Annotated in this window: 19 protein-coding genes; 10 read left to right on the top strand and 9 right to left on the bottom strand. The window is 57.0% G+C overall.

What is annotated here, in order from left to right; all coding sequences use genetic code 11:
* Positions 1-45: 45 nt before the first annotated feature.
* Positions 46-1,182, bottom strand: a complete 1,137-nt coding sequence (locus WCT94_RS09580) for an iron-containing alcohol dehydrogenase (protein WP_336869302.1) — start codon at positions 1,180-1,182, stop codon at positions 46-48.
* Between the two features lie 236 nt (positions 1,183-1,418).
* Between WCT94_RS09580 and dtnK the strand changes: the two genes are divergently transcribed.
* From dtnK to WCT94_RS09565, 3 genes are all read left to right on the top strand, one after another.
* Positions 1,419-2,747 carry a D-threonate kinase gene (gene dtnK / locus WCT94_RS09575; RefSeq protein ID WP_336869300.1) on the top strand — a complete coding sequence of 443 codons (1,329 nt, stop codon included), beginning with the start codon at positions 1,419-1,421 and terminating at the stop codon, positions 2,745-2,747.
* Entirely contained in the window at positions 2,740-3,720 is a 981-nt protein-coding gene (locus WCT94_RS09570) for a D-threonate 4-phosphate dehydrogenase (protein WP_317177424.1), read from the top strand. Before dtnK ends, WCT94_RS09570 begins: the two co-directional genes overlap by 8 nt.
* A 149-nt stretch (positions 3,721-3,869) precedes the next feature.
* Positions 3,870-4,685, top strand: coding sequence for a DeoR/GlpR family DNA-binding transcription regulator (locus tag WCT94_RS09565; protein WP_336869298.1), 816 nt, complete (start codon positions 3,870-3,872; stop codon positions 4,683-4,685).
* Positions 4,686-4,753: 68 nt separating this feature from the next.
* Here the strand turns inward: WCT94_RS09565 and WCT94_RS09560 are convergent, their stop codons facing one another.
* The 7 genes from WCT94_RS09560 to WCT94_RS09530 form a co-directional block, all read right to left on the bottom strand.
* Positions 4,754-5,632, bottom strand: a complete 879-nt coding sequence (locus WCT94_RS09560) for a metal ABC transporter substrate-binding protein (RefSeq protein ID WP_336869297.1) — start codon at positions 5,630-5,632, stop codon at positions 4,754-4,756.
* 40 nt (positions 5,633-5,672) lie between these two features.
* Positions 5,673-6,527: a metal ABC transporter permease gene (locus WCT94_RS09555; protein ID WP_336869295.1), complete on the bottom strand. Its 855-nt coding sequence runs from the start codon at positions 6,525-6,527 to the stop codon at positions 5,673-5,675.
* Positions 6,524-7,234, bottom strand: coding sequence for a metal ABC transporter ATP-binding protein (locus WCT94_RS09550; protein ID WP_336869340.1), 711 nt, complete (start codon positions 7,232-7,234; stop codon positions 6,524-6,526). Before WCT94_RS09550 ends, WCT94_RS09555 begins: the two co-directional genes overlap by 4 nt.
* A gap of 560 nt (positions 7,235-7,794) precedes the next feature.
* Complete coding sequence (locus tag WCT94_RS09545) at positions 7,795-9,618, bottom strand: metallophosphoesterase family protein (protein ID WP_336869293.1); 1,824 nt, start codon at positions 9,616-9,618, stop codon at positions 7,795-7,797.
* 25 nt (positions 9,619-9,643) lie between these two features.
* Complete coding sequence (locus WCT94_RS09540; protein ID WP_336869292.1) at positions 9,644-10,558, bottom strand: BadF/BadG/BcrA/BcrD ATPase family protein; 915 nt, start codon at positions 10,556-10,558, stop codon at positions 9,644-9,646.
* Complete coding sequence (locus WCT94_RS09535) at positions 10,555-11,106, bottom strand: glucosamine kinase (RefSeq protein ID WP_336869291.1); 552 nt, start codon at positions 11,104-11,106, stop codon at positions 10,555-10,557. The genes WCT94_RS09540 and WCT94_RS09535 overlap by 4 nt, the downstream gene beginning before the upstream one ends.
* Positions 11,103-12,410, bottom strand: coding sequence for an ABC transporter substrate-binding protein (locus WCT94_RS09530; RefSeq protein ID WP_336869290.1), 1,308 nt, complete (start codon positions 12,408-12,410; stop codon positions 11,103-11,105). Before WCT94_RS09530 ends, WCT94_RS09535 begins: the two co-directional genes overlap by 4 nt.
* 453 nt (positions 12,411-12,863) lie before the next feature.
* On the opposite strand from WCT94_RS09530, the gene WCT94_RS09525 reads away from it, so the two are divergent.
* Genes WCT94_RS09525 through WCT94_RS09500 form a run of 6 tightly spaced genes read left to right on the top strand, consistent with a single transcriptional unit; the run spans position 12,864 to position 20,660 of the window.
* Positions 12,864-15,326: a hypothetical protein gene (locus tag WCT94_RS09525; protein ID WP_336869288.1), complete on the top strand. Its 2,463-nt coding sequence runs from the start codon at positions 12,864-12,866 to the stop codon at positions 15,324-15,326.
* 1 nt (position 15,327) lies between these two features.
* Positions 15,328-16,434, top strand: coding sequence for a beta-galactosidase BglB (gene bglB, locus WCT94_RS09520; protein ID WP_182100583.1), 1,107 nt, complete (start codon positions 15,328-15,330; stop codon positions 16,432-16,434).
* Positions 16,435-16,436: 2 nt separating this feature from the next.
* Positions 16,437-17,528 (top strand): ABC transporter ATP-binding protein, encoded by a 1,092-nt coding sequence (locus tag WCT94_RS09515; protein ID WP_336869286.1) that lies wholly within the window; start codon positions 16,437-16,439, stop codon positions 17,526-17,528.
* A 23-nt stretch (positions 17,529-17,551) separates the two neighbouring features.
* A complete protein-coding gene (locus WCT94_RS09510; RefSeq protein WP_180778586.1) occupies positions 17,552-18,547 on the top strand; it encodes a carbohydrate ABC transporter permease in 996 nt (331 codons plus the stop codon).
* Positions 18,548-18,558: 11 nt separating this feature from the next.
* Positions 18,559-19,611: a carbohydrate ABC transporter permease gene (locus tag WCT94_RS09505; protein ID WP_043881831.1), complete on the top strand. Its 1,053-nt coding sequence runs from the start codon at positions 18,559-18,561 to the stop codon at positions 19,609-19,611.
* Positions 19,611-20,660: a LacI family DNA-binding transcriptional regulator gene (locus WCT94_RS09500; protein ID WP_336869284.1), complete on the top strand. Its 1,050-nt coding sequence runs from the start codon at positions 19,611-19,613 to the stop codon at positions 20,658-20,660. Before WCT94_RS09505 ends, WCT94_RS09500 begins: the two co-directional genes overlap by 1 nt.
* Positions 20,661-20,701: 41 nt before the next feature.
* On the opposite strand, the gene pdxR is transcribed toward WCT94_RS09500, so the two are convergent.
* Positions 20,702-22,120: a MocR-like pyridoxine biosynthesis transcription factor PdxR gene (pdxR, locus tag WCT94_RS09495; protein ID WP_336869282.1), complete on the bottom strand. Its 1,419-nt coding sequence runs from the start codon at positions 22,118-22,120 to the stop codon at positions 20,702-20,704.
* A 91-nt stretch (positions 22,121-22,211) separates the two neighbouring features.
* On the opposite strand from pdxR, the gene WCT94_RS09490 reads away from it, so the two are divergent.
* Positions 22,212-22,649 carry a GNAT family N-acetyltransferase gene (locus tag WCT94_RS09490; protein WP_336869280.1) on the top strand — a complete coding sequence of 146 codons (438 nt, stop codon included), beginning with the start codon at positions 22,212-22,214 and terminating at the stop codon, positions 22,647-22,649.
* The last annotated feature ends 52 nt before the right edge of the window (positions 22,650-22,701 follow it).

The raw sequence follows: 22,701 nt of genomic DNA, 5'->3' as shown, positions 1-22,701 counted from the left end.
TCTCTATGCCTAAACGAACGAAATAAGCTGTTTAGAGCCGCGCTTTTAAAACAGAGTCAGATAAACCTCACGAACATCGTCGGCGCTGACCTGTGTCGGCACGTTTTTCATCAGGCGCTGAACCTGTAACGCGGCATCAACCAGATAGGGCAGGTGGTCTTTTTCCACGCCGAGCTGCTGCAAGGTGTTGGGCAGGTTTAGGCGTTTAACCAATTCGCTGAAATAGGTCACCAGCGCCTGTGCTTTTTCCGCGGTACTCAGCGTCAAATCGGCATCCGGCAGCAGGTCATACGCCTGTGCGAATTTGTCCTGTGCGGCGTCCTGCACGAAACGCATGCAAGGGGCGAGCAGGATGGCGTTTGCCACGCCGTGCGGAATGTGGTACTTGCCGCCCAGCGGGTAAGACATGGCGTGAACCAGATGCGTACCAGAGTGGGCAATGGCGGCACCGCCGTAGTAGGACGCCCACAGCATGTTCAGCTTGGCTTCCATGTTGCTCGGCTCGCGCACGGAGGTTTCGAGGTTGGCAAACAGCTTTTTCAGGCCAATCAGCGCGTAGTTGTCGCTGACCGGGTTGGCAATCGTTGAGGTGAAACACTCAATCAGGTGGCAGAGCGCATCAATACCCGTTGAAGCGGCGATATGTGACGGCATGCTGATGGTCAGTTCCGGCACCAGCGCAACGTAGTCCGGCAGCATCACTGGCGTAATAATGCCGACTTTGGTCTCTTTTTCCGGGATTGCCAAAATGGCATTCGGCGTGGCTTCTGAGCCGGTTCCTGCGGTGGTCGGGATGAGCAGGGATGTCGTGCGGCGCGTCGGTTTTTCCCCTGCCAGCAGGCTATCCAGCGTGACGGTGTCATCGCCCGCGCACAGTACGGAAAGCAGTTTGGCGACATCCAGCACGCTACCGCCACCGACGCCGATCACCAGATCGGTCTGGGTTTGTGTGAGCTGGCTCAGTATCTGGGCAACGTCGTGCTGGCTTGGCTCGGCAGGAACATTATCAACCAACAGCACCTGCGGAACGGCTTGCTTAACTTGTGCGATCAGCGCCTGAACGTCAGGCAGCCCGACGATGTTTTTGTCGGTGACAAATAAAACGTGCTGTTTCCCTGCCAACAGGTGACTAATGTCCTGAAGTACCCGGTAACCGCTGAGGATAGTGCTATTGATGTTCATGCTTATTACCTTGCCTTTTCTCTTTCGCCAGAGCGTTATCGCTATGATGATAATGGTTGCGATGGTGATTACTTTCAGTCAAATGACGCGGCTCTCATCACGTCTAAACGCCATTTGCCACATCGTGGTGATAATTTATAGGTGAAATTCCTTTTAAATAATTTGATATTGCTCACATATAATCAAACGTGATTCAATATAATCATTATCAGGTAATCATGAACCGGGGATGGAGTATGTCAAACGTGCAGCAATCAGCAGAACAGGTATTAGTGGTCGCTGATGACTTTACGGGTGCCAATGATGCGGGCGTCGGTTTGGCGCAGCATGGCGCGCGGGTTAGCGTCGTCTTTGACGTTAATAAACTGCATGCGGATTTACTGGGCGATGCGGTGGTGATCAACACCGATAGCCGTGCGGCGCGTAGCGACGTAGCGTCTCAACGTACCGCAGAAGCGGTTGCGGCCTGGCAGGCAGTAGGTGGCCAAGGCTGGATTATCAAGAAGATTGACTCGACGCTGCGTGGAAATCTGGGGGCGGAGATCGCTGCGGCGCTGTCTGCGGCAGCCGTGCCCGTTGCGCTGATTGCTGCCGCGTCGCCGACGCTGGGACGCGTGACCCGCAAAGGTGAGGTCTGGGTGAATGCTCGTCTGCTTACCGACACGGAATTTGCCAGCGATCCCAAAACGCCGGTGGCCTCAGCTTCTATCGCGGCCCGTTTGGCCGAGCAAACCGCGTTACCGGTGGCGGAAATACACCTTGATGACGTCCGTCAGGCCAATTTAGCCCAGCGTTTACAGCAGTTGGCGGACGAGGGCGTACGTCTGATTATTCTGGATACGGATGTGCAGGACGATCTGGCGCATATCGTTGACGCTGCCAGGGCGTTGCCGTTTCGTCCCTTGCTGGTCGGCTCGGCTGGCCTGAGCGAAGCGCTGGCGAACGCGCAGGATTTTACGCGCAAAACGGAGAAGCCGCTGCTGGCTGTCATTGGGTCAATGAGCGATATCGCTCAAAAACAGATTGCGGCCGCCAGACTGCGCAGCGATGTCTCGCTGGTTGAGATCGATATCAGCGCGCTCTTTTCACCCCATTCATCCACCGTCATGGCATCCCAGTGTGAGGAGGCGGTGACGGCGCTGATGAACGGCCACCATTGCATTATTCGTACCTGTCACAACGAAAATCAGCGCTTCGAAATCGATGCGCGGTGCCAGCAGCTTGGGCTTAGCCGACAGCAGCTTGGCGAAACGATCAGCCACTATCTGGGGGAACTTACGCGCAGCATTGTTCAGGCGCTAGACAGCCTGACAGCGGACAGGACTAACCGGCGCCTGCCGGGTGGGCTGTATTTATCCGGTGGTGACATTGCGATTGCTGTGGCAACCGCACTGGGCGCGACCGGCTTTCAGATTAAGGGGCAAATCGCATCCTGTGTGCCCTGGGGATACCTGCTGAACAGCGTTGTCGGCACGACCCCTGTGATGACTAAAGCGGGGGGTTTTGGCAACGAAACTACTTTGCTCGACGTTTTACGTTTTATTGAGGAGAAGGTCAGTGAGTAAAATTATTGCGGTAACGATGGGTGACCCGGCAGGGATTGGACCGGAAATTATTATCAAGTCTCTGGCCGAAGGCGAGCTTTCCGGCGCGTCTGCCGTGGTGGTGGGCTGCGTACAGACGATGCGACGTATTCTGGCGCTGAATGTGGTGCCAGCCGTAGAGCTGAAAATCATTGATAAGCCGGCTGACGCGGTCTTCGCGCCGGGCGTCATTAACATCATTGATGAGCCGCTGGAAGATCCTCAGGCGCTGGAGCCTGGTGTCGTTCAGGCACAGGCGGGCGATTTGGCTTATCGCTGCATCAAGAAAGCGACTGCGCTGGCAATGGCGGGTGAAGTCCACGCGATTGCGACCGCGCCGCTGAATAAAGAAGCGCTGCACTCTGCGGGGCATATTTATCCGGGTCACACCGAGCTACTGGCGAAACTGACCAACAGCCGCGACTATGCGATGGTGCTGTATACCGATAAGTTGAAGGTTATCCATGTTTCAACGCACATCGCGCTGCGTAAATTCCTGGATACGCTGAACCGCGATCGTGTGGAAACGGTGATCGACATGGCGGATGTCTTCCTCAAACGCGTCGGTTTTACCCACCCGCGTATTGCCGTTGCCGGGGTTAACCCGCATGCGGGCGAAAATGGCCTGTTTGGTGACGAAGAGATCACAATCGTGTCGCCATCGGTTGAAGCTATGAAGGCCAAAGGCATTGATGTTTATGGCCCGTGCCCGCCGGATACCGTCTATTTGCAGGCGTATGAAGGCCAGTACGATATGGTCGTGGCGATGTATCACGATCAGGGACACATTCCGCTCAAGCTGCTGGGTTTCTATGATGGGGTGAATATCACTGCCGGATTGCCGTTCATCCGCACCTCTGCTGACCACGGCACGGCGTTTGATATTGCCTGGACAGGAAAAGCGAAGTCCGAAAGTATGGCGATCTCCATCCAGCTCGCGATGCAACTGGCCTGATTGGCGGTAACTTATCACCGTTGATGCATGGGTTTTGTAAGCGAATAAAACGCGATACAGCGCGCATTGCAGGATATCTTCCTTCCCGCGTTCGGGAAGGTTTCTGGTATCCTGCAACCAACAATTTACAGTAACTTTATGACAGCAAGATGGATATCGCCGTGGATCCTACATTAACCGATGCTTTCCGCATGAGCGGGGATAAAGTAAGAGGCCAGAGCCGTCTTGATCAGATTATGGATTATCTGAAAAGCCATAATCTGGTGACGGTAGATGAGTTGGTGTCTGTGATCGACGCTTCCCCAGCGACGATCCGCCGTGATTTAATCAAGTTGGATGAGCAGGGCGTGATTAGTCGCAGTCATGGCGGCGTAACGCTCAATCGTTTTATTCCTTCCCAACCGACCACGAATGAAAAATTACAGCGCAGCCTTCAGGAAAAGCAGGCGATAGCGCGCTATGCCGCAACGCTGGTCAAACCGGGTAGTGCGGTGGTGCTGGATGCAGGAACGACCATGCTGGAACTGGCGCGTCACCTGACGCATTTGCCGCTGCGCGTGATTACTGCCGATTTGCAAATTGCGCTGTTCCTGTCTGAGTTTAAGCAGATCGAAGTGACGATTATCGGTGGGCGTATTGATGACAGCAGCCAGTCCTGTATTGGTGAGCACGGTCGTCGCCTGTTACGCAGCATTTACCCCGATATCGCGTTTATCAGCTGCAACTCGTGGAGCCTGGATAAAGGGATCACCACGCCGACGGAAGAAAAAGCGGGCGTGAAGCAAGATCTCGGCGTAAATGCCAGCCGCCGGATACTGCTGGCGGACAGCAGTAAATATGGCGCCTATTCGCTGTTCTGCGTGACGCCGCTGTCTGAACTGACCGATATCATCACCGACAGTGCGCTCGCGTCCGAGGTGCAGGAGCAACTGAAAGGTAAAACATTCAATCTAACGCTGGTGTAAGCGAGGTGAGGTGCCATCCGTGGCGCTGTCTTTCCTTTTCCCCTGTGTGCTGACTAAATCTTACGTATCTACTTCATGCTGGCCGCGAGGGTATCGACGTTGTGCTTAAACGCGGCCGTATAGGTTGCGGCAGGGCCGGAGGCGTCGGTCAGGGCTTCCGGGTACAGTTCACCACCGGGCTGGGCGCCGCTGGCATCGGCAATTTGTTTCACCAGACGTGCGTCGGTCTGGTTTTCAATGAAGTAGCTTTTCACTTTCTCTTGTTTGATTTGCTTAATCAGTGAGGCCACTTTTTTGCTGCTGGCTTCCGATTCGGTCGAGTAGCCCACCGGTGACAGGAACTTCACGCCGTAGGCCTGGCTGAAATAGCCAAACGCGTCATGGCTGGTTAGCACCTTACGTTTTTCTGGCGGAATAGCGGCAAAGGTTTTCTTCGCGTAGCTGTCCAGCTCCTGTAGCTGCTTGATATAGGCTTCGCCCTGTTGACGATAGTAATCGGCATTCGCTGGGTCGGCTTTCACCAGCGCGTTGACGATATTGTGCGCGTAGATCACGCCGTTGCTCATGCTGTTCCAGACATGGGGATCGGTTTCCGTTTTGCCGTCTTCCACCATGGTGCGGGTTTCAATCCCGTTTGAGGCCGTAATCACGTCGCCATGATAGCCGGATGCGGTGACCAGCCGATCGATCCACCCTTCCAGCCCCAGCCCGTTAACGAAAACCAGATCGGCGTGAGCCAGCATTTTGCTGTCTTTCGGCGAGGGTTCAAACTCATGCGGATCGCCATTGGGCTTCACCATATCGGTCACGGTCACATGATCGCCACCGATATGGCTGACCATATCGCCAAGTACGGAAAAGCTGGCAACCACATCAAGATTCTTTGCCATCGCCAGTGGGCTAAGCAGCAGGCCGGATAACGCAATAGCTAACAGTGAACGTTTCATTTTTCCCTCACAGAAAGTTGCAGATAACGAGATTCATCGGTCAACGACGCTGGCGTAACAGCCCACCGTTGTGACCAACACAAACCGAGAAACAGAAAAACAGTGTAATCGTCAGGATGATGGCAGGCCCGGCGGGCAGCTCGGCATAGTAAGACCACAGCAGGCCGATCAGGCTGGCGGCCATTCCTTGCAGCACTGCAATGCCGAGCATGACGGGCAGACGCTGCGTCCAGAAGCGTGCGCTGGCGGCAGGTAGCATCATCATGCCGACCGTCATCAGTGTGCCTAGCAGCTGGAACCCGGCGACCAGATTCAGCACCACCAGCGACAGAAATAGGCCATGGATCAACGCCCGATAGCGGCCTGAACTGATGCGCAGGAAGGTCACATCAAACGATTCAATCACCAGCGCCCGATAGATCACAGCCAGCACCAGCAAAGAGGTCGATCCGATCAGCGCAATGTCGATCAGCGCGGCGCGATCCACTGCGAGGATCGACCCGAACAGCACATGCAGCAGATCGACGCTGGAGCCGCGCAGTGACACCAACGTGACGCCGAGCGCCAGCGAGCCGAGGTAAAACCCGGCAAAGCTGGCGTCCTCTTTTAATTCCGTGTGGCGGGTGACGAAGCCGGAGAGCATGGCGACGGCCAGTCCGGCGATAAAGCCGCCGATTCCCATCGCCAGCAGCGACATCCCGGAGATGAGATAGCCGATGGCGACACCGGGTAAGACCGCGTGCGACAATGCATCGCCAATCAGGCTCATGCGCCGCAGCAGCAGGAAACAGCCCAGCGGCGCGGCGCTTAGCGTGATGACCAGACAGCCGACCAGCGCACGACGCATAAAACCGAATTCGGCAAAAGGAGAGGTGATCAGGTGAAATAACATCATGACGTGACGATCCTGAGCGTTGGCGTATCGCTGTCGGCCTTGCGCAGGCTATGTAGTATGGGCTGAGCATCTCCCCAGCGATGGCCGTCCGGAGTGAGATGCAAGATGTTCGGGAAGTGCTGACCGACCAGTTCCAAGTCGTGCAACACGGCCAGAATGGTTCTTCCTTCGGCGTGAAGCTGCTCGATTGTCTGTAAAAGCGCCTGCGTGGTTTGGCTATCGATGCCGGTAAAAGGTTCATCCAGCAGAATGATGGGAGCCTGTGTCAGCAGTAGCCGCGCGAAGAGCACGCGCTGTAGCTGCCCACCGGACAGGACGCCAATATGCCGATCGGCGAAGTCCGCCATGGAGACGGCGTCGAGCGCATCGGTCGCTTTTCGATGCCAGTTGGCGTTGATACTCCGCAGCAAGCCGCGATGGGGCAATGACCCCATGAGTACCAGATCGCGTACGCTGATAGGGAACTGCCGATCGAATTCAGAGAGCTGCGGCAAATAGCCGATGGCATTATCTTTGCTGTCATCGCCGAGGCGGAATGAGCCGGAAAGCGGTGGCAGCAGGCCAGCCAGCGTTTTCAGCAATGTGGATTTTCCGCAGCCGTTTGCGCCGATAATCGCCGTCAGCGAACCCTGATGGAAACATCCGCTGATTGTCGCGAGAGGCGGCTGACGACGATAGCCAACGGCCAGTTCCTGTAGGGCAATCATGGCAACACCACCGCCCACCCGACCAATAGCCACAACAGCACCAACAGCAGGGAAACCAGTAACACGCGCTTAAGCGCGGAGAGGGAGTAAAAACTTGTCATTATCATCGGTAAAAAGCTAATTTGTTATATTATAACATACCGATTTTTATCGATGACGATAGGGGTAATAGGTAAGAAAGTATGTAAGGGGATAGGGGAGCTTTGGTGTGATTGCTGACAGGTATGGGGGGATTTCGTGCGCATCGAGCACTGTCCTCTTCATGCTACGTCGTAGCACGCGCCCGACATAGGGGGCTACGCCAGCCCCCTATGAACCCCGGCTTTTGGCGGAAATTATGCCGCTAACGCGGTTCCTTCGGTGCCCATGCCCGCTTTTCGAGCCGCCAGTGACGCGTTCCCGACGCGGCACTGGCTTTCGCGGCGTCCATGCCGCTCACTCGGCGTTCATGTTCACCTCAGCATAATTTTTTACGCCGTGAAGAGAAGACCCGTGAGCATGTGAGTTGGCTCAGTTTTATCTCCAGTGTGGCGCACGAAGCCGCCCCGAAAGAGAAAATCTTATACTGTTAGGAAATTCCCCTGCATATCAACCATAAAGCGAGTGGCAGGCTCATCGTTGATGTAACCAGCGAGGATTTTTAGCATCAGGCCGAAGCGGTATTGCAGGCTGTCCGGCGGCAGTGTGGCCGTTGGCGTGTAGGCCGCCAGCAGGGCGCGGTACTGCTTCACCCGCGCTGCCGGAATATCCTGCCAGGCGAGATCGCTGCCGTTGCGCAGGCAATACCAGTCGGTCACCAGCGTGAGCAGTGAAATATCCTGTAACCCATCTGTGCCTGCTACCGCCTTTGGTTTGCGCTCAGCGGCGTCAGGCAGCGTTTTGGCGCTGAGTGGATCCTGCTGCTGGGCGATCCACAGCAGATCGCCGCAGTTCAGCGTATTGATGAGAGGCGATAAATCTTCCGGCCAGTCTTTCACCAGAAAACGCTGGCGTACCAGCAGCGCCAGATGATGGTGCAGGAAGTCGTAGTAATCGCGGCTTTTCAGAATGTCGCCCAGCGGCTCACCGGTGCGCTCCAGCTCTTTCTGATAAAACGGGAACAGATGGTTGAACTGTGGCACGTTGCGCAGAACCAGCGTGTCGATATCGACGCGATCGCCATGCAGCGTCGCCAGTTTCATCGCGGGCGGGTAGGCGGCCAGCGACGGCACCGCGACATTCACCAGAGTCCCTTGTGAACCGCGATACACGCCGGTGTCGTTGACGTGCAGGTGGCCGCTGAAGTGCAGGCGGATTCCGGCCGCCAGCGCCTGTTCGGCGACCTCCGGTCGCGGCGTGCGCTTAATGAAGCTGTTGCTGCCAAACAGCTGTTTTTCGTCCTCCACCGTGCCGTCTAGGAAATCGACCAGCGGATAGTGTGAGAACACCAGCAGCTTCTTATTCTGCGCTTTCGCCCGCTGTACCACCGATTTCACCCACGGCAGCATGAACGGTTTCTCGGTCAGCAAGGCGTTCCAGCCCGTGTTGCTGCTGGTGGAATAGCCTTCAATCCCTTCACGTTTCTCTGGGCCGTCTTTGACCTGATACACGTTGGCATCGATGGAAAGCAGCCACAGTCCCGCTTCCGGCTCCACCAGATAGGACGCGTCCACAATGTCCCACTGTTTGCTGCCGTCCGGTGAACGGGCGAGATACTGGCGTTTACTGAGTTCGTCACTGTCGCCAAACGGCGTTTCCCAGTGCAGGAAGTCGTCGCGTTTAAAGAAACCAAACGGCTTCATCAGCGGCAGGCCGCGTTCATAGCCGAGTGCCTGCATCTTAGCCGTAACAATCAGCGACTGCGCGTCGCCAAGCTTAACGCCGGGCTTGCTGCTCAGCATGGTGCTGCTGCCGTCGGCGTTGAGCATTCTTTGCCAGGAGTCATCACCCTGTGGACGATTGACATCGTGGTTGCCCGGCGTGGCGAAGAAGCGCATGCCGTGGCGCTGTTCATACTGCGTCAGGATGGCGGCAATGCCTTCAACGGTAGGCTGTTGGCCGTCATCAGAATAATCGCCGGACAGCACCACGTATTTCACCTGCTGTTTTGCCAGTTCGTCCAGCGCGGCGAGCAGCGCAAAGTAGGGCTCATTGAAGATACGGGTCGAATTCACCGAATCTTTCAGGGTGCGAATGGTCAGCTTCTTTCCGGTCTGCGCATCGGGCAGGCCGTCAAAATCGTAGTTGCCGTAGATATTGTGGACGTGGACATCCGAAATAATGGCAATGCGCAGCGGACTGGCGGTCGCTGAGGATTCGGCGTTGGCGTGAAAAAAACCGCCAGCCAGCGTAATGGCGCTGCCTGCACCGAGCTTGACGAAGGTTCTGCGAGTGAGTGATGTCATTGATGTCTCCGGCATTATTTATTTTTTATAACGGATGGCTGTATAACGCATAATCATGACAGGCAATCAATCGTGCGCCGTCGAGCGCATCGCCCATCGGGGCGGCGAGTTGGGATTGCCACTCGTCCGGCAGCCAGGGACGAATATGTAAGCCGATGCTGCCCATGAGCGATAAGCGAGGTGTGGCATGGCGCGCCACGGCGGCTAACAGCAGGCTGATTTCGCTGGCCGTCTGCGCCAGCAGCGCGTGAGAAACGGCATCATTCTGCTGAGCGCAGTCAAATACGTGGCGGGCGAACTGCGCATAATCGCCTGGTTTCGCCTGCTGGCTAAATGTCTGTAGCGCGTCGAGCGTGTTGGCAGCCTGCGCGTGCGCTGAGCTGGCGGAAAAGAAATCGTCGATACGCTGACTGAGCGCAGACGGCGCGCACCAGCCTTGCAGCACATTATAGGTGTGTTGCAGCGCCGCCAGCCCAAGCCGTGCGCCGCTACCCTGATCGGAAATCGGGAATTCATGGCCGCCATAGGCGGTAATCGTCTGGTTCTGCCACGCCAGCCCGCAGGAGCCGGTTCCGGCAATGACCACGCCTGCGTCTTTCCCTTGATTGACGGCCAGACAGGCACCCAATGCATCGGTATTGAGTACCTGAGCGGCATACGGATGTGGCAACGCCAGAAACGCCTCGTAGGCGGCGCGATGTTCCGCACTGGCGAGTGCCAGTCCGACTTTCAGCCGGGATACGTCATCCGGCGACAGCCCGCTGTGCTTCAACGCCTGCGCGATGGCATCGTCCACCGACTGGCGTACGCTTCCCACGCCGAGCAGCAGATTGGCACGGCCGCCGTGTCCCTGACCGAGCGGCGTACCGTCGGCCTGATAAATACGTGCCCGACAGCCAGTGCCGCCGCCATCTACACCGGCATACAGCCATGTCGTCATGATGCGCGTGCTCCTGAATCCAGATAGGGAAGGCAGGCAGCCGCCAGATCGCCGCAGAGATCGACGGCGTCAGTCTGTGAATCCGGCAGGCTGTTGATTAACAGGGCTAGCTCGCTGGCGCAGCGGGTCAGCAACTGCACCGCCAGCGCGTCCTGCGGGTGTGCCAGCACTATTTGTCCGAGCGTGCTGTAGTCAGCGGCCTGCGCCTGCTTTGACCAGTCGATAACCCGATCGACATGCTTATCGACGTGCAGAAACAGCGCTTCACTGAGCGGCGTAAGCGGCGTGATGCCCTCAACGGCCTGTAGCATCTCCTGTACCGCCCACAGCCCCAGCCGCGACAGGCTGGCCGGATTGCCGATAGGAAAGCTGTCGCCGCCGCGGCAGGTCAGGAGGCCGTCATGCCAGTGCAGCAGCCGAGTAAAACCGCCGCTGACCAGCAGACAGCGGCTTTGCCCCGGCCAGCGCTGTTCGCACAACGCACTTTCCTGCGCCCGATCAAAGGGGCGATCGCCATCAATGTCGATCTCCCTCAGTTGCCATTTCACGGTGCGTTTTTCCGCTGTTGTTGATTCGTCGCGATCGTCTCGTTGAGGCGCTTCACATCGTTTGACGTCAGGCGCAGATACTCATCAAACGACACTTGATCGTTCAGGTATTGGGTAAAGCGCGTCAGAATGATCGGGTACAGTTCGTTCGCACCCAAACTTTCCATGCGTTCCCAATCAAAGACGTAAGACGGGATCTTTTTGATCTCTTCGCGCGCGGTGTTCAGGCCGTCGATCACGTGCTTATCTTTGGTCTGGTAGTGCAGATCGGTAATATCCGCGCCGACGATGATATTGAAGCGCTCGGCAATCTCACGCTGTAGCGGTTCGCTGCCCAGCCACTCCATGAATTCGGCCACTTCCTGCGGGTGTTTGGTGGTGGTGAACGGCATGATAAAGGTCGCACCGCCCATCGAAATACACTTCTCTTTGCAAGGTGCGGGCAGCACTTTCCAGTCAAAACCGTCGCCAATCTGCTTACTGAACTGGTTCAACAGCCAGTTGCCGGAGAAGTAGGTCACGATGTTGCCGTTCACGAAATCGTCCGCCATGCTCTTGTACTGACCGCCGCCCGCTGCGCCCCACATTTCTCGTGGGAACACGCCTTCATCTGACCAGCGTTTCAGATCTTTAATCCACTGCTGCGCGGCGGCGTCCGGGAAGTTGATCAGCCCGTCTTTATCGTAGCGTGCGCCGTAAGAGTAGGCCGGGCCGGAGAAGCGGAAACCGCTGCGGTCGATGGTGAAGGGGATATGTACACCGGTTTTTTCCGCGACCAGCTTCGAGGCTTTCATCAAATCATCAATCGTATAACCCGGCTGCGGCAGAGGAACGCCCGCCTGTTCAAACAGCGTCACGTTAACGAACGGCAGATCGGCCGTCCAGGACGCGACAAAGCCCGGCAGCGCATCGGCTTTATGCACGCCTTTCACGCGCATGATCTTTTCGATACCGGCGCTGTAGCGTTTCTCAAAGTCGGCGGGGTCTTTCAGGTAAGGGCGCAAATCCAGCGTATACCCGAGCAATCCCATTTGTGTGGTTTTGGCAATATCCGGGCCTAAGCCCGCCGCCAGCTGCATCGGTAACTGCGTTTGCAGCGCGTTATAGCCGGTGCTGACAAAATTCACATCGATGCGCTCATTGCTTTGGGAGAAAGCTTTTACTTTCTGCTCCATGAAATGCACTAATTCGGGATCGTCGTCACTATATAAAAATGTTATTTGCGTTTTAGCGGCTAACGCGCTGCTGCTGAATAACCCCAGTGCAAGGGCGGAAAAAAATAACGCGGTGTTGGAACGCATCATAAACCTCTCCGTTGGTGAGCACATCTGATGTTTGATTAATGACGTAAATACCCTGGCGTTGGCGACGGGGTTTATTTTATTCCTGAGATTTAGGCTGTTTTTTAATTAATGCAAATTTGCATTCATCTGTCATTTTCATCATGCAATCATGGACAGAACCTCGACTGATTTATGTGAGGCAGGTTAAAGATATTTTAAATGTTGATTTAAATAAAGCGTTTTTGTGATATTAATCACATATATAAACGTGAGAATCTTATTTATTAATGCGAAATGTCAATAAATGAATGCAAATGGCAATTTAATGCAAATTTGCATTCTAATTGCGATATTACAGTGCAGGAAATGACTCGCTGCCCTAAATATTGGCAGCGTACGCACAGAGGAAGTGCAAATACGTGCAGCCATACATTTTCGTTATTTTATTTGTCAAAGCCGTAAACAGGATTCCGTATGAATATCGGTTGGAAATTAAAGAAGAACGGCGTCATTAATCGGTTTTTGATTACCGAATTGACGGAAAAACGTTATTTCGCCGAACCGGATACGCTGCCGGATAAGGTGAATTACCGCTTTATTAACGGCTTTGTCGATGTTGGTGTGCTGCCCTGCCGCGTGCGTTTTTTGCAGGAAGAGGCAAAGCGCGAGGTGGCGTTGCCGGATAATTTACGCTTCCCGCTGATGTGGAGCGGCGGCGATGAAAGCCGCAGCGTGAATTTCAGCGATTTCTGGCCGTGTCCGGTTCACGTTCAGCGGTTTTCCCGCTGCGTGATCCACAGCGATAGCGCGCAGCCGGCACCCTTTACGCTCAGCACCTGCGGCGGCGTCACGCTGTGGCTGAACGGCGAGCAGGTTGCCCGCTTTACGCCCTTTACCCGTAATACCGAACAAACCTGTGCTATCACGCTGTCGCTGAAAGCAGGGGCGAACACGCTGGTGGTACATAGCGAAGAACTGTGCGAGCGCGATACCGATTACCTGTTCAGCCTGTGCTATCAGGGGGAAGACACGCTCTTCTGGCAGCTTGATGACGACGCGGCGCTCAGCGCACAGCTGGCCGCGCTGGATGGCTGGATAAACGGGCTGACGCTGGAAAATAACCTGATCCAACCGCCCGTACTGGTGCTGAACAGCACGCAGCCGTTGCCGGAGTCCGTGACGATGGCGCATCGGCTGATTGGCAACGTCAACGAATCCGTCCCCGCATGGCAGCAGAAACAGACGCTGCCTGCTAGTAATCTGGGCTGGCAGGTGGATTTACCCTCCGCTCTGGTGGGCTACTACGATCTGGTCTGCGCCGCGACCTGCAACGGTATTACGCTGACGCGCACGCTCAGTTTCGGTCGCTTGCCTGAACAAACGATGCCAGCCTTACCGACGCTAGCCGCGCGGCGTGAGGCGGTATTGTGCCATACCGCGCTGCACGGTTTTGAGCGCCTCGGGCGGCTGCTGGCGATTGTTGCGACAGGTGAGGGCAGCGATGCCGCCGCGCCGATTCTCAACAGCGCGCTGCAAAAAATCAGCCGCCGCGAAGACTGTGCGGATTTTCAACTGGTGCCGCTGATTTGGCTGTGGCAGCGCTATCAGGGGCAGCAATTGCCGCCACAGGACTGGCGTCGCGTGCGTAGCGCCATTCTCGGTTTCCGCTACTGGATTGATGAGCCGGGCAACGACACCATGTGGTTCTGGAGCGAAAACCATTGCCTGTGCTTCCACGTCGCGCAATATCTGGCTGGACAAAACTTCCCTGATGACACCTTCCCATGCAGCGGCCGTCGCGGTCTGGAGCAAAGGGCGATTGCCCACGAACGCCTGACGCGCTGGTTTGACTCCATTCTGGAGCACGGGCTGGTGGAGTGGAATTCGGCGGCCTATTACCCCATCGATCTGATTGGGCTGGTGGCGCTGTACGAACTGGCACAGGACGCCGATCTGCGCGAGAAATCTCGCGTGGTGATTGACCGCATCATGCTGATGACGGCGTGGGTACATCAGAACGGTGTCGCGGTTGGCACCATGGGACGCGCCTACGATAAAGAGCTGCGTTCCGGCATGTTGACCGAGCTGTCCGGTTTGTGTGCGCTGATGTGGGGCGAGGGCTGGCTGATTCCGCACTGCGCCGCACTGCCGCTGCTGTGCCTGAGCGACTATCAACCGCCGGAAACGACGGATCGGATTGCACACTGGTCACTGCCGCACGGTGCAGAAGCACGTTGGGTGCAAGGGCTGAATCGCAGCGCCCGCATCATCGCCTGGAAGCAGCAGGATGTCGCCTTTTCTTCCGTTTTCGATCATCACCCCGGCCAGCCAGGACACCAGCAGCATCTGCTGGACGTGCGGCTGGGGACACACTATGCCGCCCGCCTGTGGGTGAACCACCCCGGCGAGGATCGTCCCGACGGCGTGCACCGTCCTTCTTACTGGGCGGGCAACGGGCGTTTGCCGCACCTGATGCAGCACCGTAATCGCGCGCTGATGGTGTTCGATCTGCAACAGGATGTCCGTCCTTGGACGCACCTTTATCTGCCGCAAACCGCGCTGGATGACGTCATCGTTGAAGATGTCTGGTGCTTCGTACGCGGCGGCAACGGCTATGCCGCCTTCCATAATCCCGCCGGATTACAGCCGTTTGCGACCGCAGGCCAGCAGGCGGAAGGCGAACTACGCGCGTATGGCGAACAGAACGTCTGGTTCGTTGCCGTGGACAGCGGCGACGGCGCACAAGGATTCACCGCATTTGCTGCCCGCTTCCGAGGGCGTTCGCTGATACAGGACCGCGACGGCGTGCGTATCGACGATCCCGATTACGGCGAGCTGGCCTTTAGCCACACGGCAGGATTCAGCGTGGCGCAGCAGCCTTTCATTTTTCCCGACGATGTCCCGGTCGTCCCGCAGTTCAACACAGGAAACCCATGACATGCAGACAGGTTCACTTAACCGACAACAAACCGAAGCGCTACTGGCGCAGGTGGCGCGGGCATTTTGCCGCCTGAAAGCGATCGACAGCGTGACGCAGGACGACACGCCGGATGCCGGGCTGACGATTCAATTCGAAGAGTGGGATTGGGAAGTTGGCGTCGGGCTGTACGGTTTCTGGAAGCTGGCGCATTTGACGCAGGACGACACCATGCTGACGACGCTGGCGAACTGGTATCAGCAAAAGCTGGATGCCGGGCTGCCGCCGCGTCAGATCAACTCGACGGCACCGATGCTGGTGTTGGCGTTACTGTGTCAGGACAAACCGGATGCCCCCGCGCAGTGGCGTGAAACCGTGAGCGATTGGGCGGACTGGCTGCTGCACTCGCTGCCGAAAACCGAGGACGGCGGCTTTCAGCACACGGTGAAAGAGCGCCCGAACACCGGGCAATTGTGGGATGACACGCTGTTTATGGCCGGTCTGTTTCTGGTGGTCGCGGGGAAATTGCTCTCCCGCCGCGATCTGATTGAAGAGGCGGAATACCAACTCGTCACGCACGCGCGCTATCTGGCCGATGTGCGCAGCGGGCTGTGGTATCACGGCTGGACGTTCGTCGGTCGTCATCACTATGCCAACGCATTCTGGGGACGCGGCAACGCCTGGATCACGCTGGTGCTGCCGGAAATGCGGGTGCTGGCGGAAGATGAGCTGTCCGCGCCGGTACTGCGCACGCTGGAAGCGATTCTGGAACAGCAAACGACCACGCTGGCGCGCTGCCAGCACGAGTCCGGCCTGTGGCACACGCTGCTGGATGACCCGGATTCACCGCTGGAGACCTCCGCCAGCGCCGGATTTATCGCTGGTATTCTGACGGCGCGTCGGCTGGGAATGCTGCACGATTTCCCGCAGGAGGTGCTGGAAAAAGGCTATGCCGCCGTGGTGGCGCAGATTGATGCACAGGGCGTGGTGCAGGGTGTCTCGGACGGCACGGCGATGGGGCACGACTTACAGTTCTATCGCGATATTCCCAATGTCGCCGTGCCTTACGGGCAGGCGCTGGTCATGCTGATGTTATTGGCACAGTTAGATTCTGTTTGCGAGGGCTGACAATGGCGAGTCTGGAACTAAAAAACGTCCACAAAAGTTATGGTGCGGTGAACATCATCAAAGGCGTGGACTTAACGATTCATGACGGCGAGTTCATGGTCTTTGTCGGCCCGTCGGGCTGTGGAAAATCCACGCTGCTACGCATGATTGCCGGACTGGAAGAAATCAGCAGCGGTGAACTGTGGATCGACAAGCGCAAGGTGAATGACCTCACGCCGGCGGAGCGCAAGATTGCGATGGTGTTCCAGTCGTACGCGCTCTATCCGCACCTCTCGGTGCGTAAGAACCTCGCGTTCGGGCTGGAAAATCTCCACTTCCCTAAAGCGGAAATTAACAGCCGTATTGATGAAGCGGCGCGTATGTTGGGGCTGGAACCCTATCTGGATCGCAAGCCGCGCGCGTTGTCGGGTGGACAGCAGCAGCGTGTAGCCATTGGTCGTGCGATCGTACGCGAACCCGATCTGTTCCTGTTTGATGAACCGCTCTCCAATCTGGATGCCAAGCTGCGCGTGCAGACGCGCGGCGAGCTGTCCCGCCTGCACCAGAAACTGCGTACCACCATGATTTACGTGACTCACGATCAGGTGGAAGCGATGACGATGGCGCAGCGCATTGTGGTGCTGAACGCGGGTCGCATTGAGCAGGTTGGCACGCCATTGGAGCTGTTCAATCGGCCGAAAAACAAATTTGTCGCGGGCTTCATTGGCTCGCCGCGCATGAACATGTTCCCGGCGCAGATTGTCGCCACCTGCGCGGATGGCGTCGAGGTGCAATGCCCGTCCGGTAATCGTCTGGTGCTGCCGTTTATCGGCACCGTCGGGCAAAACGTCACGCTCGGTATTCGCCCTTCACACTGTGAACTGGTGGAAGAAGGCGAGGGGATTGCGCTGTGCGTCGATCGCTGCGAGATGATGGGACATGAGACTTTCATCTACGGGCGAATGGGCGGTATTGACGACGAGATGATCGTCCATCTGGCGCAGCACCGCGAGTTCGCCGCAGGTGAGTCGGTGTTCGTCCGCTTTCCAGCGGCGTATTGCCATCTGTTCGATAGCGAAACGGATGACACATTACCGCGCTGCACCGCGCATTAATTATCGCGACGGGAGAGGACGACATGAGAAAGATTGCCTTACTGCCCGCAGGCTCGCTGGTTGATAAGCTGGTGACTCCAGTAGAGAAAGCAGTGAATCTGCTACAAAAACTCGGTGGTCGCAAAGTGATGCCGTGGTTTTTTATCGCGCCGAATATGCTGCTGTTCGCCGTTTTTGTCTTTATTCCGATTCTGCTGGCGGTGTGCTACGCCTTTACCGGCGGCACCAATATTCTGCTGTGGGAACGCCCCTACGTGGGGGTGGATAACTTTGCCACGTTGCTGAGCTGCGGCAACTACGCCGAGCCGTCAAGCTGTGAACAGGATCTGTTCTGGACCGGTGTTTATAACACGGTGTCGTTCACCTTTTTCAACGTGCTCTGTACGCTGCTGGTAGCGCTGGTGACGGCGCTAATCCTCAACCGCAAGATTATCGCCCGAGGCTTTTTCCGCGCGATGTTCTTCTATCCGGTGCTGCTGTCGCCGGTGGTGGTGGGCCTGATCTGGCAGTGGTTCCTTAACCGCAACGGCCTGCTGAATCTGGTGCTGTCGTCGCTCGGCGGGCAGCCGATTACCTTTCTGCTGGATCCGACGCTGTCGCGCTTCTGGGTGGTGTTTGTCTCCGTCTGGTTTCACGTCGGGTTTTATACCCTGATCCTGCTGGCCGGATTGCAGGCGATCCCGCGTGATATTTATGAGGCCGCGGCGGTGGACGGCACCTCGCGCTGGCGCGGTTTTTATCGCCTGACGCTGCCGCTGCTGGCGCCGAACATTCTGGTGGTGGTGATTCTGCTGACCATCAACAGTGTGCAGATCTTCGATGAAGCTTGGGTGTTAACCAACGGTGGCGGCCCCGGTACGGCCAACAGCTTTATCGTGCAGTACATCTACCAGACCGCTTTTTCGTCTAACGCGTCGCTCTACGGGCTGGCCTCGGCAGCCTCGGTGTTGATGGGCGTGGTGCTGATGATCCTGACGGCGTTGCAGTTCCTGCTGACGCGTCGGCTGGAAGGGAAATAATAACGGGAGCCATGATGAAGATAATCGCATTTCTCACCCGCACCCGCCATCCGGGACGCATTCACATCACCGATATCATGAGCTGGGTCTGGCTGGTGGTCGGTACGCTGCTGGTACTGATTCCAGTGATGTGGGCGGCAATGTCGTCGTTCAAAACGCCCGCGGAGATCAACCGTTTTCCGCCCAGCTTTCTGCCGCAGGCGGCCGATACCATCACGCTGCCGGAATACCCGAAGCCGCTGGAGCTGTGGCAGGTTAAGCAGGACGATGGTGACGCGAAAACGATGGCGCTGGTGCGGCGCATCGGCCTGATCGCGCAACTGGTGAACCCGGATGCGCCGAGCGAGGTGGTACGTGTACCGACCAAAGATCTGGTGCCGATGAAAGCGCTGCATCTGGAGATGGATAACTACGCCACGCCGCTGACGAAGTTCCACTTTACGACGTACCTGAAAAACACCGTGTTCGTGACGGTGATGGCGACGCTGCTGACCCTGTTGCTCAGTTCGATGGCGGCGTTTGCGCTGTCGAAATACGAATTTCGCGGGCGGGGTACGGTGCTGACGCTGTTTCTCTCCACCATGATGATTCCGCTGTCGGTGGTCATGGTGCCGACGTTCCTGGTGGTGATTGGCCTGAACATGGGCGATAACCTGTGGGGCGTGATTATTCCTACGGTCGCGACACCGACGGGCGTATTCCTGTTACGACAATATATGCTGACCATCCCCGATGAGCTGATCGAGGCGGCGCGCATCGATGCTGCCAGCGAGTTCCGTATTTACTGGAAGATCATCCTGCCGTTAACCGCCCCCGCGCTGGCCGTGCTGGCGATCTTCTCGGTGATCTGGCGCTGGAACGATTTCCTCTGGCCGCTGATCGTCCTCTCCAGTCAGGATAATTTTACGCTGCAAATCGGTCTGAACGCGTTTCAGGGGCAGTTCTCGGTGCAGTGGCATTATATACTGGCGATGACGATGCTCTCGCTTCTGCCGGTGACGGCGGTGTTCGTCTTCCTGCAAAAATACATCACGACGGGGATTGCCAACACGGGGATGAAATAATGGCGACACTCAAGGATATTGCCGACCGCGCCGGGGTTTCCATCAGCACGGTTTCCCGTGCGCTGAACGGTACAGCACCGATCAGCGCCAAAGTCAGGCAGCACATCATGGCGATTGCCACCGAGCAGGGTTATCCGCTGCATAAAGTGGCCAAAGCGACCGTCGCGCAAACGGAACCGCTGCGCCACATTCTGCTGGCGACGCCGCGCAACCTGATGCTGGAGAGTGAATACAATCTGGTGTCGCTGACGCTGATTAACGCCCTGAAAACGTTGTGTTTGCAACGGAATATCCAACTGCGTCCGTTTTTGGGGGAGCACGACACCATTAACGAACAGCAGTTGCTGCGTGAGCTTCAGGGCGGAAAAGAGAGCGGCATTCTGATTGTGAATGACGATCACCCGACGCTGCTGAATGCCGTCGCGGAAAGCGGGATTCCGGCGGTGCTGATCAACGGTGAAGATCCTTCAATGCGCTTAAGCAGCGTGACGCCCGCCAACCACTATGCGGCGGCGGCGGGAGTGCGCTACCTGATCGAGCAAGGACATACGCGGATCCTGCACCTGACCTGGACGTCGCGTATGACGATCAAACAGCGCGAGCGCGGCTATCGGGATGCGCTCATGCAGGCGGGCATTACGGTCGATGAGGATCTGATCCTTTCGCTGCCGGATTTCCACCCGCGCACGGCGCGTGACGCGCTATTGCGTTGGCTGACGGCGAACCCTGACAGACTGGGGGTTACCGCGATTTTCTGTGCGGCGGATAATCAGGCCATCGGCGTGATCGACGCGTTGTATCAGCACGGACTACGGGTGCCGGAAGACATGTCGGTGATGGGAATGGACGACATCCTGCCGTTCGATATGCTGCCGGTTTCACTCACTACGGTGCATCTGCCGTTTGAGACGATTGCTCGCGCGGCGCTACAGCTGCTGGCGCAGCAAATGACGCCCTCACAGGCGCTCGGAATTGCCCAGCGCACCGAACTGGCCGGACAGGTGGTGGTCAGAGAGTCGGTACGGCGGGTGGGAAGTCATACCGATTGAGCTTACGGGCCGCAATGCGGCTCGACTATGGGATAACCCTTTCACGATAACCCGATGGCAACGGCCAGTCGATGTACCAACGCCTTCGCCATCGCAGGTTCGGTCACATTAGTGAATCCCATCAGCAGCCCACCGTGTGATGGCCTGCTCATTCGCCAGTCATTCAGCGCCTGAATGGCAAGACCATGAGATTGCGCCGCCGCTGCCAGAGACTGATCGTTGCCACGGGCGGCCAGCCTAGCTAACACATGAATACCGCCCGCCTGCGGCTGGACGATCAGGTGTGAACCTAATCTCTGTAACAGCTCATCGACGAGATAGCCGCGGCGAGTCGCATACAGTGACCGCATTCTGCGCAAATGGCGGGCAAAGTGACCTTGCTCCATGAAAGTTGCCACCGTGGCCTGAGGCAAGATCGAACCGGGGCAGCAAAAGTGATTTGCCGTATCCTTGAAGCGCTCGATCTGCGGTTCAGGGACAACCAGATAGGCTAAGCGTAGGCCGGGAAACAGCACCTTGCTGAAGGTGCCGGTATAGAGCACGCGCCCGTCGCGATCCAGACTTTTCAGCGCCGGCAATGGCCGACCGTGGTAACGGAACTCGCTGTCGTAGTCGTCCTCAATGATCCACGATCGGCGGTGGCTGGCCCATTCCAACAGCTGTAGTCGCCGGGGTAAAGACAACGCCACGCCCATGGGGCTTTGGTGCGTGGGGGTCACTACGGCAAAACGTGCCTCTGCGGCTTGCTGTTGACCCATGTCCACATTCAGACCTTCCTCATCCACTGGAACGGGTTCCAGATGCATACCTGCTCGTTCCAAAAACTGGCGCGCAAAGAGATAGCCAGGATCTTCGAACCATCCACTATCACCGGGTTGCAACAACGTGCGACACACCAGTTCCAGCGCTCCCCGGTAGCCTGCGGTGATGAACACCTGCTCGTATGTGCAAGTGATACCGCGCGAGATTCCCAGATAGGTTGCGATGGCGCGACGAAGTGGTTCATAGCCCGCCGGATCGGGATAGATCATGGCTGCCGTATCCAGAGTACGTAAGTTGTGTCCGGCAAGGCGCGTCCAGCTCTTGCGGGGAAAGGCATCCAGTGCTGGTAAACCGAGCTGGAAAGGGTGTACTTGATCTGTCTCGGTCTGCGGGCGCGTGGGTATTTGAGAAAGGGATGTGGCGATGTGTCCCGACTCGCCCAGATTTTCCAGCCGGGGTGAGACGATAGTTCCTGCTGGGCCGCGTGTCAGGAAATAGCCTTCACTGGCCAGCATCTGATAAGCCATTTCGACCGTGCCGCGTGCCAGATTTAGCTCACTGGCGAGGCTGCGCACGGACGGCACGCGATCGCCCGGATGAAGTTTTCCGGCGGTAATGGCGTCGCGGTAGCGTCGATACAACTGTAAATAGAGCGGTGCATCGTGTTCCTTGCTTGGCTTCAGTTGCTGCATGTCCATCCGTTATGTCCCATTCATTTACTCAATTCTTGCACCTTTTTTATGGGGCATGATTTTCCTAACATACCCGCTCTATTACAAGGAGATTGGCATGAGCACCTTTCGATTGAGCCTCATTGACAGCGATCGGGACTACCTGGCTTGCTTCGATGTTATGCGGGAGCTACGGCCTCATCTTCCTGATGCTGCCGTATTTACTGCGCAGGCACGTCGTCAGGCCGGGCAAGGTTATTGTCTGCTGGCGGCATGGCAGGGCGATCTCGTCATGGGATTGGCGGGCTACCGCATTCAGGAAAACCTATTGTATGGCCGATTCCTCTATGTTGATGACCTTGTGGTTGCCGTCGCGGCCCGCGATCGGGGGCTCGGCGGCCTGCTGATCGAGGCAATGCGCGAGGAAGCGCAGCGGCAAGGCTGTGTGCATCTGGTGCTCGATACGGCTCTGGGCAATGCGCTGGCACAACGCTTCTATTTTCGTCAGGGCTTACTCGCTAAAGGGCTGCATTTCAGCCAGGCGCTATCGGTGTGAGGGGCCATGAAACAACGACTTTGCGATCACCTCGGATGGCACGGTCAGGCAA

The sequence above is a fragment of the Pectobacterium sp. 1950-15 genome (assembly GCF_037136835.1).
In the GTDB taxonomy this organism is placed as follows: Bacteria; Pseudomonadota; Gammaproteobacteria; order Enterobacterales; family Enterobacteriaceae; genus Pectobacterium.
The sequence above is the reverse complement of the archived record's forward strand: the minus strand, read 5'-3'. Positions and strand labels throughout refer to the sequence as shown.